The 15,103-nt window shown below is 72.5% G+C and carries 12 protein-coding genes; 11 read left to right on the top strand and 1 reads right to left on the bottom strand.

The features are described 5' to 3' along the window. Window positions 1-15 precede the first annotated feature (15 nt). The 9 genes from ACGGZK_RS15815 (at window position 16) to rbfA (ending at window position 10,370) form a co-directional block, all read left to right on the top strand. Window positions 16-1,233, top strand: coding sequence for a pyridoxal-phosphate-dependent aminotransferase family protein (locus ACGGZK_RS15815; protein WP_395243580.1), 1,218 nt, complete (start codon window positions 16-18; stop codon window positions 1,231-1,233). After that, window positions 1,230-2,510, top strand: a complete 1,281-nt coding sequence (locus ACGGZK_RS15810) for an allantoate amidohydrolase (RefSeq protein ID WP_395243579.1) — start codon at window positions 1,230-1,232, stop codon at window positions 2,508-2,510. The genes ACGGZK_RS15815 and ACGGZK_RS15810 overlap by 4 nt, the downstream gene beginning before the upstream one ends. Beyond that, entirely contained in the window at window positions 2,507-3,355 is an 849-nt protein-coding gene (locus ACGGZK_RS15805) for a MurR/RpiR family transcriptional regulator (protein WP_395243578.1), read from the top strand. The genes ACGGZK_RS15810 and ACGGZK_RS15805 overlap by 4 nt, the downstream gene beginning before the upstream one ends. A gap of 122 nt (window positions 3,356-3,477) precedes the next feature. Then, window positions 3,478-3,657, top strand: coding sequence for a hypothetical protein (locus tag ACGGZK_RS15800; RefSeq protein ID WP_395243577.1), 180 nt, complete (start codon window positions 3,478-3,480; stop codon window positions 3,655-3,657). 38 nt (window positions 3,658-3,695) lie between these two features. Then, the gene (locus ACGGZK_RS15795; RefSeq protein WP_395243576.1) at window positions 3,696-5,450 is read left to right on the top strand and encodes a proline--tRNA ligase; all 1,755 of its coding nucleotides are present in this window, start codon (window positions 3,696-3,698) and stop codon (window positions 5,448-5,450) included. Between the two features lie 92 nt (window positions 5,451-5,542). Beyond that, entirely contained in the window at window positions 5,543-6,541 is a 999-nt protein-coding gene (gene nusA / locus ACGGZK_RS15790; RefSeq protein WP_395243575.1) for a transcription termination factor NusA, read from the top strand. A gap of 44 nt (window positions 6,542-6,585) precedes the next feature. Beyond that, window positions 6,586-6,831, top strand: coding sequence for a YlxR family protein (locus tag ACGGZK_RS15785; protein WP_395243574.1), 246 nt, complete (start codon window positions 6,586-6,588; stop codon window positions 6,829-6,831). Window positions 6,832-6,918: 87 nt separating this feature from the next. Continuing rightward, window positions 6,919-9,744 (top strand): translation initiation factor IF-2, encoded by a 2,826-nt coding sequence (gene infB, locus ACGGZK_RS15780; RefSeq protein WP_395243573.1) that lies wholly within the window; start codon window positions 6,919-6,921, stop codon window positions 9,742-9,744. A gap of 122 nt (window positions 9,745-9,866) precedes the next feature. Then, a complete protein-coding gene (rbfA, locus tag ACGGZK_RS15775; RefSeq protein WP_395243572.1) occupies window positions 9,867-10,370 on the top strand; it encodes a 30S ribosome-binding factor RbfA in 504 nt (167 codons plus the stop codon). Between the two features lie 115 nt (window positions 10,371-10,485). On the opposite strand, the gene ACGGZK_RS15770 is transcribed toward rbfA, so the two are convergent. Then, window positions 10,486-11,382: an A/G-specific adenine glycosylase gene (locus tag ACGGZK_RS15770; RefSeq protein ID WP_395243571.1), complete on the bottom strand. Its 897-nt coding sequence runs from the start codon at window positions 11,380-11,382 to the stop codon at window positions 10,486-10,488. 45 nt (window positions 11,383-11,427) lie between these two features. Here ACGGZK_RS15770 and ACGGZK_RS15765 point away from each other — a divergent pair, with 45 nt between their 5' ends. Together ACGGZK_RS15765 and ACGGZK_RS15760 are read left to right on the top strand one after the other, a co-directional pair. After that, window positions 11,428-12,018, top strand: coding sequence for a hypothetical protein (locus ACGGZK_RS15765; protein ID WP_395243570.1), 591 nt, complete (start codon window positions 11,428-11,430; stop codon window positions 12,016-12,018). A 357-nt stretch (window positions 12,019-12,375) separates the two neighbouring features. Beyond that, window positions 12,376-15,099 (top strand): hypothetical protein, encoded by a 2,724-nt coding sequence (locus ACGGZK_RS15760; protein ID WP_395243569.1) that lies wholly within the window; start codon window positions 12,376-12,378, stop codon window positions 15,097-15,099. Window positions 15,100-15,103: the final 4 nt, after the last annotated feature.

Below are 15,103 nucleotides of genomic sequence, written 5' to 3'. Positions count from 1 at the left end.
CGGGAGCCGCGCACCATGACCTCGCTGCCCATCGACCCGCCCGCCCGCCTGCTCATGGGCCCAGGCCCGATCAACGCCGACCCGCGGGTGCTCCGCGCGATGTCGGCGCAGCTCGTCGGCCAGTACGACCCGGCGATGACCGGCTACATGAACGAGACCATGGCGCTCTACCGCGAGGTCTGGTCGACGCGGAACGAGGCGACCCTGCTCGTCGACGGCACCTCCCGCGCCGGCATCGAGGCCGCGATCGTCTCGCTCGTGAAGCCGGAGGAGCGGGTGCTCGTGCCCCGGTTCGGGCGGTTCGGGCACCTGCTCGCCGAGATCGCCGAGCGCGCCGGCGCCGAGGTGCACGCGATCGACGCCGAGTGGGGGCAGGTCGTCACGCCGTCCGCCGTCGAGGAGGCCGTGGCGCGCGTCCGACCCGCGCTCGTCGCGATCGTGCAGGGCGACACGTCGACCACGATGAACCAGCCGCTCGACGAGCTCGGCGCGATCTGCGCGAAGCACGGCGCGCTGCTCTACGTCGACGCGACCGCCTCCCTCGGCGGCAACGACTTCGAGGCCGACGCCTGGGGCATCGACGCGGCGACCGCCGGCCTCCAGAAGTGCCTCTCGGGGCCGAGCGGCTCGGCGCCGATCACGCTCTCCGACCGGGCCGTCGCTGTGATCCGCTCGCGCTCGCGGATCGAGGCCGGCATCCGCGACGCCGGCGACGAGTCGTCGGCCGACTTCGTGCGCTCGAACTACTTCGACCTCGGCATGATCCTCGACTACTGGGGCCCGCGCCGGCTCAACCACCACACCGAGGCGACGAGCATGCTCTACGCGGCGCGCGAGTGCGCCCGGATCATCCTCGAGGAGGGGCGGCAGGCCGTCATCGACCGCCACCGCCTCGCGGGCGGCGCGATGCTCGCGGGCGTGCAGGCGCTCGGCCTTGAGGTGTTCGGCGACGTGGGGCACAAGATGCACAACGTCGTCGCGGTCGAGATCCCCGCCGGGCTCGACGGCGAGGCGGTGCGCGGGCAGCTCCTCCGCGACTTCGGCATCGAGATCGGCACGTCCTTCGGGCCGCTCGCCGGTCGCGTCTGGCGCATCGGCACGATGGGCTACAACGCCAGGAAGGACGCGGTGCTCACCACCCTCGCCGCGCTCGAGCAGGTGCTCCGGCGCGCCGGCGTCGCCGTGCCCACCGGCGGCGGGGTCGACGCGGCGCTCGACGCGTACGGGGCGTGACCGTGCCGATCCCGCTCATCGAGCTCACCCCCGAGGCGATCGCGGCCTCCGCGCGCCGGGTGATGGCCCGGTGCGACGAGCTCGCCGCGATCACCTCGATGGACGGCGGCATCGAACGCGTGTACCTCTCGGCCGAGCACGCCCGCGTCAACCGCATCGCCGCGGAGTGGATGCGCGACGCCGGCCTCGCGACCCGCCAGGACGCGGCCGGCAACCAGCTCGGCCGCATCGACGGGCGCGATCCGGATGCCCCGGTGCTGATGCTCGGCTCGCACCTCGACACCGTGCCCGACGCGGGCCGCTACGACGGCATCGCCGGGGTGCTCATGGCGATCGAGGTCGTGCGCCTGCTCCGCCACCGCATCCCCGCGTTCCCGTTCGGCCTCGAGGTGATGGCGTTCAGCGACGAGGAGGGCACGCGGTTCGGCAAGGCGCTGCTCGGCAGCTCCGCGGTCGCCGGCGCGTGGGACGACACCTGGTGGGACCTCGCCGACGCCGACGGCACCACGCTCCGCCAGGCGTTCCTCGAGTTCGGGCTCGACCCCTCGCGCGTCGGCGAGGCGGCCCGACGCCCCGGCGAGCTCGCCGGGTACCTCGAGGCGCACATCGAGCAGGGGCCTCAGCTCGACCGCGCCGGCGAAGCCCTCGCCGTGGTCTCGTCGATCGCGAGCGCCCGGCGGTACCAGATCACGGTGCACGGCGAGGCCCGCCACGCCGGCGGCACCCCCTACGACGCCCGCCACGACGCGCTGCTCGGCGCGAGCGAGGCGGTCGTCGCCGTCGAGCGGATCTGCCGGGCCGAGCACCACATCGTCGGCACGGTCGGCCGCCTCGAGACCTTCCCGGGCGCGATGAACATCGTTCCCGGCGAGGCCCGGCTCAGCCTCGACCTGCGCGGCGAGTTCGACGGCACCCGCGACGACGCGTGGGCGTCGATCTCGTCGGCGATCGACGAGATCGCGGGGCGCCGCGGCCTGCGCTGGGAGGCGCGCGAGGTGCACTCGGCGGGAGCCGTGATGTGCGACCCGCTGCTCATGGACGTCGTCCGGGCCGGCATCGAGGGCACCGGCCAGCGGGAGGCGACCAGCCTGTTCAGCCGCGCCGGCCACGACGCCATGTCGCTCGGACGCGTGACCGACGTCGGCATGCTCTTCCTCCGCAACCGCGACGGCATCAGCCACCACCCCGACGAGCAGGTCACCGAGGCGGATGTCGCGGCCGGGCTGCGCGCGTTCGCCGAGGCCGTGGCGCACCTCGCCGAGGAGCGGTCGCGATGACCGACCTGGCCGGCCGCGTCGACGCCGCGTGGGACGGGTTGGGCCCGGGGGAGCGCCGCGTGGCCGAGCACCTGCGCGAGCACCCCGACGACCTGCTCGTGCGCTCGTCGCCCGAGCTCGCGGCGATCGTCGGCGTCTCGAAGGCCACGGTGAGCCGGGCCGTCCGACGCCTCGGCTTCGACGACCTCCGCGACGGCCGTGCCGCGCTCCTCGCGGAGCGCGCCCGCGGCGTGCCGGTCGATCCGTCGCCGGCGCCGTCGGGCGAAGCGGGCGCCCGCACGGGCGGGGTCTCCGCCGCCGAGCGCACCCGCGAGCACGAACTGGTCGACCGCGCCCTCGACGCGCTCGGCGACGGCACGCTCGGCGAGGTCGCCGCGCTCCTCGCCCGCGCCCGTCGCGTGCTGGTGATCGGCCTCCGCGGGGGCCAGCCGGTCGCGATGCACCTGCGGCGGCAGCTCGCGCAGCTGCGGCCGGATGTCTCGCTGCTGCCCCTGCCGGGGCAGGCCCTCGCCGAGGAACTCGTCGGCTGCGACGACCGCGACGCGGTGGTGCTCATCGCGCCCCGTCGGCGCCCGCCCGGCGTACCCGGGCTCCTGGTCGAGCTCGGGGCATCCGCCGTGCCCGTCGTGCTGCTCGCCGAACCCGGCGCGGACGACCTCGCCGCAGGGGTGGCCGCCTACCTGCCGTGCCCCGTCGAGACCGCGGGCGCCTTCGATTCGGTCGCCGGCCTCGTCGCCGCGACCACGGCGATCGCGAACGAGGTGCACCGGCTCGTCGGGGGCGACGCCCGGGCGCGCGCCCGGCGGATCGCCGAGGCGTACGAGCGCATCGGCGAGGTGCGCTGACCGCGCGCACCGCACCGCGCGCCCGGTCGTCGGGTCCGCGGTGCCGGGGCTGGTCGCCGCGACGGCCCGCGGAGTAGCGTGGGCGCGAGCGGGCGGCAGCGCGCCGCCGGAACGGGGGAGCGATGACCGGGCGCGACGAGTTCGAGTACCCCGACGAGGCCGGGTACCCTGACGGCACCGGCACCCTCGACGAGGGCACGGCCTCGGGCTCCACCGCCGGCGCCGAGGACGGCGTCGACCGGGTCGGCGACCAGGTCGAGACCTTCGCCGAGCAGGACGAGGAGGACGTCGAGGGCGTCTGAACGCGAGCCACAGCATCCGACCCTCCTAGAATCGTCGGGTGCCCACTCGCCTCACCACCTTCTTCCTCCGCACGCTCCGCGAAGACCCGGCCGACGCCGAGGTCACGAGCCACAAGCTGCTCGTCCGCGCCGGATACATCCGCCGCGCCGCACCCGGCATCTTCACCTGGCTGCCGCTGGGCCTGAAGGTCAAGGCGAAGATCGAGGCGATCATCCGCGACGAGATGGCGAACGCCGGCGCGTACGAGGTGCACTTCCCGGCGCTGCTCCCGCGCGAACCCTACGAGGCATCCGGTCGCTGGACCTCGTACGGCGACGGGATCTTCCGCCTGCAGGACCGCCGCGGCGCCGACTACCTGCTCGCGCCGACGCACGAGGAGATGTTCACGCTGCTCGTGAAGGACCTCTACTCGTCGTACAAGGACCTGCCCCTGTCGATCTACCAGATCCAGGACAAGTACCGCGACGAGGCCCGCCCCCGCGCCGGCCTCCTGCGCGGTCGCGAGTTCACGATGAAGGATGCCTACTCGTTCGACTACACCGACGAGGGGCAGGATGCCTCGTACCAGTCGCAGCGCGACGCGTACGAGCGCATTTTCCAGCGCCTCGGTCTCGAGTACGTCATCGTCGCGGCCGACAACGGGCTCATGGGCGGCGCACGCAGCGAGGAGTTCCTGCACCCCATCGCGGTCGGCGAAGACACCTTCGTGCGCTCGGCGGGCGGCTACGCCGCGAACGTCGAGGCCTTCACGACCGTCGTACCCGAGCCGATCCCGTTCGACGGCCTGCCCGAGCCGGTCGTCTTCGACTCCCCGGACACGCCGACGATCGAGACGCTCGTCGCGCACTCCAACGCGCACCTCGACGGCGAGTACACCGCCGCCGACACCCTCAAGAACGTCGTCCTCGCGCTGACGCACCTCGACGGCACGCGCGAACTCGTGGTCGTGGGTCTCCCGGGCGACCGCGAGATCGACGACAAGCGCGCCGAGGTCGCGTTCGCCCCCGCCGAGGTCGAGGCGGCGACGCCCGAGGACTTCGAGCGCCACCCGCTCCTCGTGAAGGGCTACATCGGACCGTGGTCCGAGACCGGCGCGATCCTCGGCGAGGAGTCGGCCACCGGCATCCGCTACCTCCTCGACCCGCGCGTCGTCGACGGCACCGCGTGGATCACGGGCGCCAACATCGACCAGAAGCACGTGCACTCCCTGGTCGCGGGCCGCGACTTCGCCGGCGACGGCGTCGTCGAGGTCGCGAACGTGCGCGCCGGCGACCCGGCGCCCGACGGCTCCGGCCCGGTCGAGCTCGCCCGCGGGATGGAGATCGGCCACGTCTTCCAGCTCGGCCGCTTCTTCGCCGAGACGCTCGGGCTCAAGGTGCTCGACGAGAACGGCAAGCTCGTGACGGTCACGATGGGCTCCTACGGCATCGGGGTGACCCGCATCCTCGCGATCCTCGCCGAGCTGAACAACGACGACAAGGGGCTCGTGTGGCCCGCCGCCATCGCGCCGTTCGACGTGCACGTGCTCGCCACCGGCAAGGACCAGGCGGCGTTCGAGGCCGCCGAGCAGGTCGTCGCCGACCTCGAGGCCGCCGGGTACGACGTGCTCTACGACGACCGCCCGAAGCTCTCGCCCGGCGTGAAGTTCGCCGACGCGGAGCTCCTCGGCGTGCCCCGGATCGTCATCGCGGGCCGCGGCGTCGCCGACGGCGTCGTCGAGGTCTGGGACCGCCGCACGGGCGAGCGCACCCCGGTCGCGATCGGCGAGGTCGTCGCGGCCCTCCCGGCGTAGCGCCGGGATGACTCGGGTCGCCTGATCCGGTAACGTAGTGAGGTCCGCAGCGAGGGGATGCGGCGATGAGAGCTGAATAGAGGAGGCCGGCAATGGATATCGACCTCAGCGTGCTCCGCATGATGGAGCGCGAGAAGGAGATCCCGTTCGACGAACTGGTGCAGATCATCGAGCAGGCGATCCTGATGGCCTACTTGAAGCACATCAATCCGTCGCAGCACGGGCATGCGAATCCCGACAACGCGAGGGCGCACCTCGACCGCCAGACCGGGCACGTGTCGATCTACGTGCCCGAGCTCGACGAGGAGGGCAACATCATCGGCGAGGCCGAGGCCTCGCCGAACGACTTCGGCCGGATCGCGGCGTTCGCCGCGAAGCAGGTCATCAACCAGCGCCTGCGCGACCTGGCCGACGACGCGGTGCTCGGCGAGTTCCGCGGTCGCGAGGGCGACATCGTCGCCGGCGTGATCCAGCAGGGCCCGAACCCGCGGATGATCCACATCGACCTCGGCACCGTCGAGGCGATCCTCCCGCCGGAGGAGCAGGTGCCGGGCGAGGAGTACCCGCACGGCCAGCGCATCCGCGTGTACGTGACGAGCGTCGCGAAGGGCGTCAAGGGCCCGCAGATCACGGTCTCGCGCACCCACCCCGCGCTCGTCCGCAAGCTGTTCGCCCTCGAGGTGCCCGAGATCGCGTCGGGCGTCGTCGAGATCGTGTCGCTCGCCCGCGAGGCCGGCCACCGCACGAAGATCGCGGTCCGCGCGAACCAGCCGGGCGTGAACGCGAAGGGCGCGTGCATCGGCGAACTGGGCCAGCGCGTCCGCGCGGTGACCGCCGAACTCGCCGGCGAGAAGATCGACATCGTCGACTGGTCGGAGGACCTGGCGACGTTCGTGGCCTCCGCCCTGTCGCCCGCGAAGGTGACGAAGGCGTTCGTGGTCGACGAGTCGCTGAAGGCCGTGCGCGCGCTCGTGCCCGACTACCAGCTCTCGCTCGCGATCGGCAAGGAGGGGCAGAACGCCCGCCTGGCCGCGAAGCTCACCGGCGCGAAGATCGACATCCAGCCCGATTCGGTGCTCGACCGGTCGTGACGCGGAGCGCACCGCGGCAGGGCCGCGGTGCGCGGAGGTGTAGGATGGAACCCGTCAGAACGTGCATCGGCTGCCGTTCGCGCGCCCCGCGATCCTCGCTTCTGAGGGTCGTCTTCCAGGATTCCCGAGTCGTCGCAGATGCGGCGGCAGTGCGTCCGGGCCGGGGTGCGTGGCTGCATCCGACGCTCGAGTGCTTCCGACTCGCCGCCAGGCGGCGCGCCTTCGGGCGCGCGCTGCGCGTGCAGGGCGAGCTGGACACCAGCGATGTAGAGAACAGGCTGAACGGCTAATGGACCAGTAATGAGCGGCTCGAAATGAGACCCGTCCACTGATATCGGTCTGCCCCTGTCCGGGTGCAGGCCCGGAACAGGAGAGAAGTGGCTGCCAAACCACGCGTACACGAGATCGCCTCCGAGCTCGGAGTCGACAGCAAGGTCGCCCTTGAGAAGCTCAAGGAGATGGGCGAATACGTCAAGGGCCCGTCGTCGTCGATCGAGCCCCCCGTCGCCCGCAAGCTGAAGGCGGCGCTCGAAGCCGCCGGCGCGGCGAACTCGGCCCCGGCATCCGCCGCGGCGCCCGCAGCAGCGAAGCCGGCAGGCGGTGCACGTCCCGGCGCCCGCCCCGGCGCACCCAAGCCCGGCCCGCGCCCGCCGGCGCAGGAGGCGGCTCCCGCCGCACCGGCACCCGCGGCCGACGCACCGATGACGGTCGCCGAGCGCCAGGCCCAGGCCGAGAAGGCCGCCGCCGAGAAGGCGGCTGCCGAGAAGGCCGCGTCCGAGCAGGCCGCCGCGGCCCCGTCCGGTGCTGCGCCCGCAGCGCCGTCGGACGTCGCTGGCCCCGCCCCGACGAAGCCGGGCGGCGCACCGCGCCCCGGCGCGCCGAAGCCCGGCGCGCCGCGCCCCGGCAACAACCCGTTCTCGAGCTCGCAGGGCATGGGTCAGAAGCCCGCGACCCCGCGTCCCGGGAACAACCCGTTCGCGAGCTCGCAGGGCATGGGCCAGCGCCCGTCGCCCGGCAACATCCCGCGTCCGCAGGCTCCGCGCCCCGGTTCGCCGCGCCCCGGCGCCCCGCGTCCGGCCGGCGCCGGTCGTCCCGGCGGCCCCCGTCCCGGCGGCGGCTTCCAGCGTCCCGGCGGTCCCGGTGCGGGCGGTGCCCGTCCCGGCGGCTTCCAGCGTCCCGGTGCGCCCGGCGGCGCTCCGGGCGGTCCCGGCAGCTTCGCCCCCCGCCCCGCGGGCGGTGGCGGCGGTCGCGGTCGCGGCCCCGGCGGCGGCACGGCCGGTGCGTTCGGTCGTGGCGGCGGCAAGAGCAAGTCGCGCAAGTCGAAGCGGACGAAGCGGGCTGAATTCGAGATGCGGGAGGCCCCGTCGCTCGGCGGCGTGAGCGTCCCGCGCGGCGACGGCAACACCGTCATCCGCCTGCGTCGCGGCTCCTCGATCTCCGACTTCGCCGACAAGATCGACGCGAACCCCGGTTCGCTCGTGACGGTGCTGTTCCACCTCGGTGAGATGGCGACCGCCACGGAGTCGCTCGACGAGGCCACCTTCGAGGTGCTCGGCGCCGAGCTCGGCTACAAGATCCAGGTCGTCTCGCCCGAGGACGAGGACAAGGAGCTCCTCGAGGGCTTCGACATCGACCTCGACGCCGAGCTGGAGGACGAGGGCGACGACGTGCTCGAGCAGCGTCCGCCGGTCGTGACCGTCATGGGCCACGTCGACCACGGTAAGACGCGACTGCTCGACGCGATCCGCAACGCCAACGTCGTCGCCGGCGAGGCGGGCGGCATCACGCAGCACATCGGTGCGTACCAGGTGCACACCGAGCACGAGGGCGTCGAGCGTGCGATCACCTTCATCGACACCCCGGGTCACGAGGCGTTCACCGCCATGCGTGCCCGCGGTGCGCAGGTGACCGACATCGCGATCCTCGTGGTCGCGGCCGACGACGGCATCATGCCCCAGACGATCGAGGCGCTGAACCACGCCCAGTCGGCCGACGTGCCGATCGTGGTCGCCGTCAACAAGATCGACAAGGAGGACGCGAACCCGGCGAAGGTGCGCCAGCAGCTCACCGAGTTCGGCCTCGTGGCCGAGGAGTACGGCGGCGACGTCATGTTCGTCGACGTGTCGGCGCGCAACAACATCGGCATCCAGGAGCTGCTCGACGCGGTCCTCCTGACCGCCGACGCCGGCCTCGACCTGCGTGCGAACCCGAACAAGGACGCCCGCGGCGTCGCGATCGAGGCGAAGCTCGACAAGGGCCGCGGCGCCGTGGCGACCGTGCTCATCCAGTCGGGCACGCTGAAGGTCGGCGACGCGATCGTCGCGGGCACGGCCTACGGCCGCGTCCGTGCGATGACCGACGAGAACGGCGACGCCGTGCTCGCCGCGACGCCGTCGCGTCCCGTCCAGGTACAGGGCCTCTCGACCGTCCCGCGCGCCGGTGACACCTTCCTCGTCACCGAGGAGGACCGCACCGCGCGCCAGATCGCCGAGAAGCGCGAGGCCGCCGAGCGCAACGCCCAGCTGGCGAAGGCGCGCAAGCGCATCTCGCTCGAGGACTTCACCCGTGCGCTCGAGGAGGGCAAGGTCGAGTCGCTCAACCTCATCATCAAGGGCGACGTCTCGGGTGCCGTCGAGGCGCTCGAGGAGTCGCTCCTCAAGATCGAGGTCGACGACTCGGTGCAGCTGCGCATCCTCCACCGCGGCGTGGGCGCGATCACCGAGAGCGACGTGAACCTCGCGACGATCGACAACGCGATCATCGTGGGCTTCAACGTCCGTCCCGACACGAAGGCGCGCGAGCGCGCCGCCCGTGAAGGCGTGGACATCCGCTTCTACTCGGTCATCTACAACGCGATCGACGAGATCGAGGACTCGCTCAAGGGCATGCTCAAGCCCGAGTTCGAAGAGGTCCAGTCGGGTGTCGCCGAGATCCGCGAGGTGTTCCGCTCCTCGAAGTTCGGCAACATCGCCGGTGTCATCGTGCGGTCGGGGACGATCACGCGCAACGCCAAGGCGCGCGTCATCCGCGAGGGCGTCGTCGTCGGCGACAACCTGGCGATCGAGTCGCTCCGCCGGTTCAAGGACGACGTCACCGAGGTCCGCACGGACTTCGAGTGCGGTATCGGCCTCGGCAAGTTCAACGACATCCAGGTCGGCGACGAGATCGAGACGATCGAGATGCGCGAGAAGCCGCGGGTCTAGTCGTGGCCGGGGCCTCCGTCTCCTCCCTCGGGTGAGGACGGAGGCCCCGTCACCCCGTTTCGCATCGAGGCGGTCACGGCGGCGCAGCCGTCGCGACCTCGCCACGAAAGGAGTTACAGATCATGGCTGATCCGCAGCGGGCCAGGAAGCTGGCCGATCGCATCAAGGAGATCGTCGCGCGACGCCTCGACAAGGGCCTCCGCGACCCGCGCCTCGGGTTCGTGACGATCACCGACGTCCGCGTCACGGGCGACCTCCAGCACGCCAGCGTGTTCTACACCGTGTACGGGACCGATGAGGAGCGCAAGGACTCCGCCGCCGCCCTGAAGGCGGCCACGGGCATGCTGCGCACCGAGGTGGGGCGGAACATCACCGCTCGCATCACGCCCTCGCTGGAGTTCATCGCCGACGCGATCCCCGAGAACGCGGAGCACATCGAGTCGCTGCTGCGCGAGGCGCGCACGCGTGACGAGGAGACGACGGCGCTCGCGGCCACGGCCGAGTACGCCGGCGACGCCGACCCGTACGTCAAGCCGCGCGACCTCGACGCGGACGATGACTGGGACGAGATCGACGACGAGGCATCCGACCTCGCGGACGACGCGGAGGCCGGCGGCTCGCGCTGAGCCGCCGCACCGATCGCCTGACGGCCCGGCGCACCCGGTGGGGTGCGCCGGGCCGTCGTCGTCCCAGGGCGCGGGGGTCGCCACAGGCGGGTTCCTCGGCCCGCCGCCGTGCGGCTCAGTTCGGAAGGGTCCAGCCCGCGTCGGATGCCTCGGCGAGCCCGTCGACGACGAGGGAGGCGAGCACCCGATCGAGGCGCGCGGCATCCGCGTGGATGCCGGCGAACTCGTCCCGCGGGACCGGCCGGTGGGCCGCACGGAGCTCCCGCATGACCATGCCCCGCAACTGCCGGTCCGATCCCTCGAACCTGGCCTGCGTGCGCCGGCGGGGCGCCGGGTCGGCCGGGTAGCCCGCCGCTCGCCAGGCGCAGGTCGTGGCGACGGGACATCCGTCGCACGCGGGGGAGCGCGCCGTGCAGACGGTCGCGCCGAGTTCCATCGCGCCCGCGTTGAACGCGTGCGCGGCCGCGCGCTCGATCGGGAGGACGCGCTCCATGGCAGCGAGGTCGCGGGGGGCCGACGGCGCGCCGGCGGCGGCGCGTCCGTCGATGGCGCGGGCCAGCACGCGGCGCGTGTTGGTGTCGACGACGGGATGCCGGTCGCCGAACGCGAACGCGGCGACCGCGCGCGCCGTGTACGGGCCGACGCCCTTCAACGCGAGCAGCGCGTCGAGGTCACGGGGCACCCGGCCGCCATGCCGCTCCACGATCTCGACCGCGGCCTCGTGCAGCCAGAGGGCGCGGCGCGGGTAGCCGAGCCGGTCCCAGGCGCGCACGGCCTCGGCCGGCGGCGAGGCGGCGAGGTCGGCGGGCGTCGGCCATCGCGCGATCCACGCCTCCCACTTCGGGACCACGCGCGACACCTGCGTCTGCTGCAGCATGAACTCGCTGACGAGCACCGCCCACGGCGAGACATCCGCCGCGCGCCAGGGGAGTGGGCGCGCCGCGCCCGCGAACCAGTCGACGATCCCGTCCGCGAACCCGTCCGGGGGAGCGGAGGCGGCGGGGGCGGGCATCCCTCCAGCGTAGGCGCGCGTGGTCGGCCCGCGTACAGTCGGACCATGCGACTGGTCACCACGCCACGGGTGGCGTTCCTGCGCGGGCTCGCCGAGGAGGTCCTGGCGCGGTGCGGACGGGGGCGGATGACCGTCGCGATCGACGGGCCGCTCCTGAGCGGCAAGAGCGCCCTCGGCGACGACCTCGCCGCGGTGCTCGCCGAGCGCGACCACGCCGTCTTCCGGGCGCGCTTGGAGGACTTCCACCGGTCGCGCGCCGCGCAGGCGGAATACGGGGCCGACACGCCGGAGCGCTACTACGGGTACGGCTTCGACGAGTCCGCGCTGCGGCGCTCGCTCGTGGAGCCGTTCCGGTTCGGCGGCTCGGCGGCGTTCGTCACGAAGGTGCGGGATCCCGCGCGCGACGCCTGGGTGGAGCCGAAATGGGTGACGGGACCCGAGGACGCCATCCTCATCGTCGACGGGCGGTTCGTGCTGCGTGAGCGCCTCGCCGACCTCTGGGACCTCCGCATCGCGGTGGCCGGCGAGCCGACCGACCCCGCGGACCTCATCGCGTACGCGCACGCCGACCCGCGGCGCACCGCGGACCGCGTCGTCGACGTGGCCGACCCGGCGCATCCGCGGCTCGTCGGCTGATCCCGGCGGGGCGGGGGCATCCGATCGGATGCCCCGCCCCGCCGGCTACCCGGGCCGCTCACCCCAGTCCGGGGGAGGCCCGTGTGGCGAAGTGGCGCCGGACCCTCCCGATTCGCCATACTGGTGCCACTGCCATCCCCCCCTCGGCACCCCACGAGCCCCCACTGCCCCACCCCCCCTCGGGAACCTCGCGCCTCGATGCATCCGCAGCGCGCATCGATGCGCCGTGCTCTGCACGGGTCTCCGTCCGGCTCATGGTGCCGCCGGATCCACTGGAGACCCCACATGAGTGAATTCGGCTCGGCGCAACGCGCCGACCGATCGCCCGCGCGCCCGCGCCGGGCGTTCCGCAATCCGATGCGACGCGCCCTCGCGGCCATCGCCACGCTCGCGCTCGGCGCGGGCCTCGTCGTCTTCGGCGCCGCTGCGCCGGCGTCGGCGCACACCACGACCGTGTCCGCCGTCGCCGCGTGCGACGTGGCCACCTCGACCGCCGACGTCACGTGGACGGTCAAGAACTCCGAGAACACTCCCGCGACGGTGAACTCGAGCTCGAACGAGAAGGTCGTCCCGAAGGGCACCTCGATCGCCGGCAAGACCGCGACGTTCGTGCAGAAGGGCGTGGCCGTCGGCACGACCGCGAGCCTCACGATCGAACTCAAGTGGGGGGACGGCGTCAAGGACAGCGGCACCGGCTCGCTCAAGGTCGAGAAGTCGCTCTGCGACAGCGGTGAGCAGAAGATCACCTACTGCCACTACGCCTCGTCGGGCAAGTACACCTCGAACACGACCGACGTCGACTCGTTCAAGACCGGGCACTCCAGCCACAAGTACGACATCTTCCCGGCCTACCGGTACGTGAAGGACGGCAAGGTCATCGAGGGCGAGGCGCAGGGCGACCAGTCGCTGCTCGCGTACCCCGACTGCACCAAGCCGTTCGATTGGAACTGGCAGTACGCGGCACCGACGTGCGATGCGCTCGAGGTCGTCTACCCGAAGGACCTGCCCGCTGGCCAGGCGAACGACGTGAACGTGCGCTTCTCGATCGACGGCGCCGACGTCACGCTGAACTTCCACAACAACGGCGGCACCTGGTCGGGCACCAAGACCTTCCTCTTCGCCGACCACCCGCTGTGGAAGGACCCGACCTCCTGGACCGTCAAGTGGGTGCAGGTCGGCGGCACGAACTACCACTGGGAGGGCAACATCTCCTGCGTGGGCGAGGACGTCGTCAGCGTCTGCCACTGGGACCAGGGCACTGGGCTGTACGACCGCCAGTACCTGACGATCACCGGGTTCCTCGCGGCGAAGCACGAGGGGCACGCCAAGGACATCTCCACCGGCTTCTCCTACTGGAAGCTCTGGCCGGTCTGGAAGGAGACCGTCGCCGCCCAGGGCGACCAGTCGCTCCTCCAGTACGAGGACTGCGCGAAGCCGCCGGTGCAGGTGCCGGTCGAGGGCGCACCCACGTTCAGCGACCGCTGCGGCCCCGCCAACGAGCAGCTGACGGTCCCGGCCGACACGGCCACGATCGACTGGGAGCAGACGCGCTCGGGCTCGGTCATCACCGTGACGGCGAAGCCGCAGCCGGGCCACACCTTCCCGGCGGACGCCAAGACCAGCTGGACCTTCACGGTCGAGGACGCGAACTGCGTCGTGCCGGTCGTCGGCGTGCCGACCTACGCCGACACCTGCCACGTCGGCGACGACGTGGTGACCCTGCCGGCCGACACCGCGACCACGCTCTGGTCGAAGTCGAAGGACGGCGGCGTGTGGACCGTGACGGCGAAGCCGACCACGGGCAACGCCTTCCCGGCGGATGCGAAGACCACCTGGACCTTCCCGGTCGACGACGGCCCCTGCCGCGTCGCCCTCGTGGGCGCCCCGACGTTCTCCGACACCTGCAAGGCCGACAACGAGCAGCTCACCGTGCCGGACGACACCGACTCGGTCGACTGGGAGCAGGGCGAGTCGAACGGCGTCATCACCGTGACCGCCACCCCGCAGCCGGGCTACGCCTTCATCGGCGAACCCCAGACCAAGTGGGAGTTCGTCCTGATCGACGAGCCGTGCCAGATCGAGGTCGAAGGTGAGCCCACGTTCCACGACACCTGCGGTGCCGGCAACGAGCAGCTGACGGTGCCGGACGACACCGAGACCATCGACTGGGAGGCGTCCGAGGAGAACGGCGTGATCACGGTCACCGCCACCGCGCGGCCCGGCTCGACGTTCAAGGAGGGCGCGACCGCGTCGTGGCGCTTCGCCCTCGACGAGTCGCCGTGCCCGACCACGCTGACCGGTTCGCCGACCTTCACCGACTCGTGCGCCGCCGAGGACGACGAGCTCTTCGTCCCCGCCGACACCGACCAGGTCGACTGGGAGTCGGTCCGCGAGGGCGACACCATCACGGTGACCGCGACGCCCAAGAAGGACTGGGCCTTCACGGGCGAGCCGCAGACGAAGTGGACCTTCTCGGTGCGCGACGGCGACTGCGCGACCCCGACCCTCGACGGGTCGGTCGCGACCGGCGAATGCCGCGCGGACGTGCCGTGGATCACGTACCGGGTGGCGCTGTTCGACCCCGACGCGCTCAGCACGTCGCGGACGGTCTACCTGATCCTGACCGACGGCGGAGCCAACACCGAGACGATCGAGCTCGGCGAGCTCGGCGACGACGGCGTGCTGGAGGGTGAGACCCTCTGGCCCGGCGCCTCGGTCGACGAGGACGGCAACCCCACCGGCTGGCCGGGCTGGGAGCAGCTCGCCGACGGCACGTGGGTCGAGACGGACGGCAACTTCGCCTGGACGCGCGACATCACGACCGCGACCTTCGAGGTGAACCCCGAACTCGCCGTCGAGCTCACCTACCCGCCGGCCACGCCGAACTGCCTCACCGGCCCGCCGCAGGGCGGCGACGGCAACGCGACCGCCGCCGGCGGTGGCACCGGCCTCGCCTCCACCGGCTTCGCCGGCGGCGTGTTCGCGATCATCGCGGGCGTGATCGTGGTCGCGGGCATCGCGCTGCTGGTCGTCGTCCGGATCCGCCGGAACAAGAAGACGGGTGAGGACGCGGCGGCCTGACCGA

It is taken from the genome of Agromyces sp. MMS24-K17 (assembly GCF_043950245.1).
Classification (GTDB): Bacteria; Actinomycetota; Actinomycetes; order Actinomycetales; family Microbacteriaceae; genus Agromyces.
The sequence above is the reverse complement of the archived record's forward strand: the minus strand, read 5'-3'. Positions and strand labels throughout refer to the sequence as shown.

What these genes read in the sequence shown, in the direction of transcription:
- ACGGZK_RS15770 (WP_395243571.1), bottom strand. Translation starts at nt 11,382, where the DNA reads ATGCCCGCCCCCGCCGCCTCCGCTCCCCCGGACGGGTTCGCGGACGGG.
- ACGGZK_RS15760 (WP_395243569.1), top strand. Translation starts at nt 12,376, where the DNA reads ATGCGACGCGCCCTCGCGGCCATCGCCACGCTCGCGCTCGGCGCGGGC.
- rbfA (WP_395243572.1), top strand. Translation starts at nt 9,867, where the DNA reads ATGGCTGATCCGCAGCGGGCCAGGAAGCTGGCCGATCGCATCAAGGAG.
- ACGGZK_RS15815 (WP_395243580.1), top strand. Translation starts at nt 16, where the DNA reads ATGACCTCGCTGCCCATCGACCCGCCCGCCCGCCTGCTCATGGGCCCA.
- nusA (WP_395243575.1), top strand. Translation starts at nt 5,543, where the DNA reads ATGGATATCGACCTCAGCGTGCTCCGCATGATGGAGCGCGAGAAGGAG.
- ACGGZK_RS15785 (WP_395243574.1), top strand. Translation starts at nt 6,586, where the DNA reads ATGGAACCCGTCAGAACGTGCATCGGCTGCCGTTCGCGCGCCCCGCGA.
- ACGGZK_RS15805 (WP_395243578.1), top strand. Translation starts at nt 2,507, where the DNA reads ATGACCGACCTGGCCGGCCGCGTCGACGCCGCGTGGGACGGGTTGGGC.
- ACGGZK_RS15800 (WP_395243577.1), top strand. Translation starts at nt 3,478, where the DNA reads ATGACCGGGCGCGACGAGTTCGAGTACCCCGACGAGGCCGGGTACCCT.
- ACGGZK_RS15765 (WP_395243570.1), top strand. Translation starts at nt 11,428, where the DNA reads ATGCGACTGGTCACCACGCCACGGGTGGCGTTCCTGCGCGGGCTCGCC.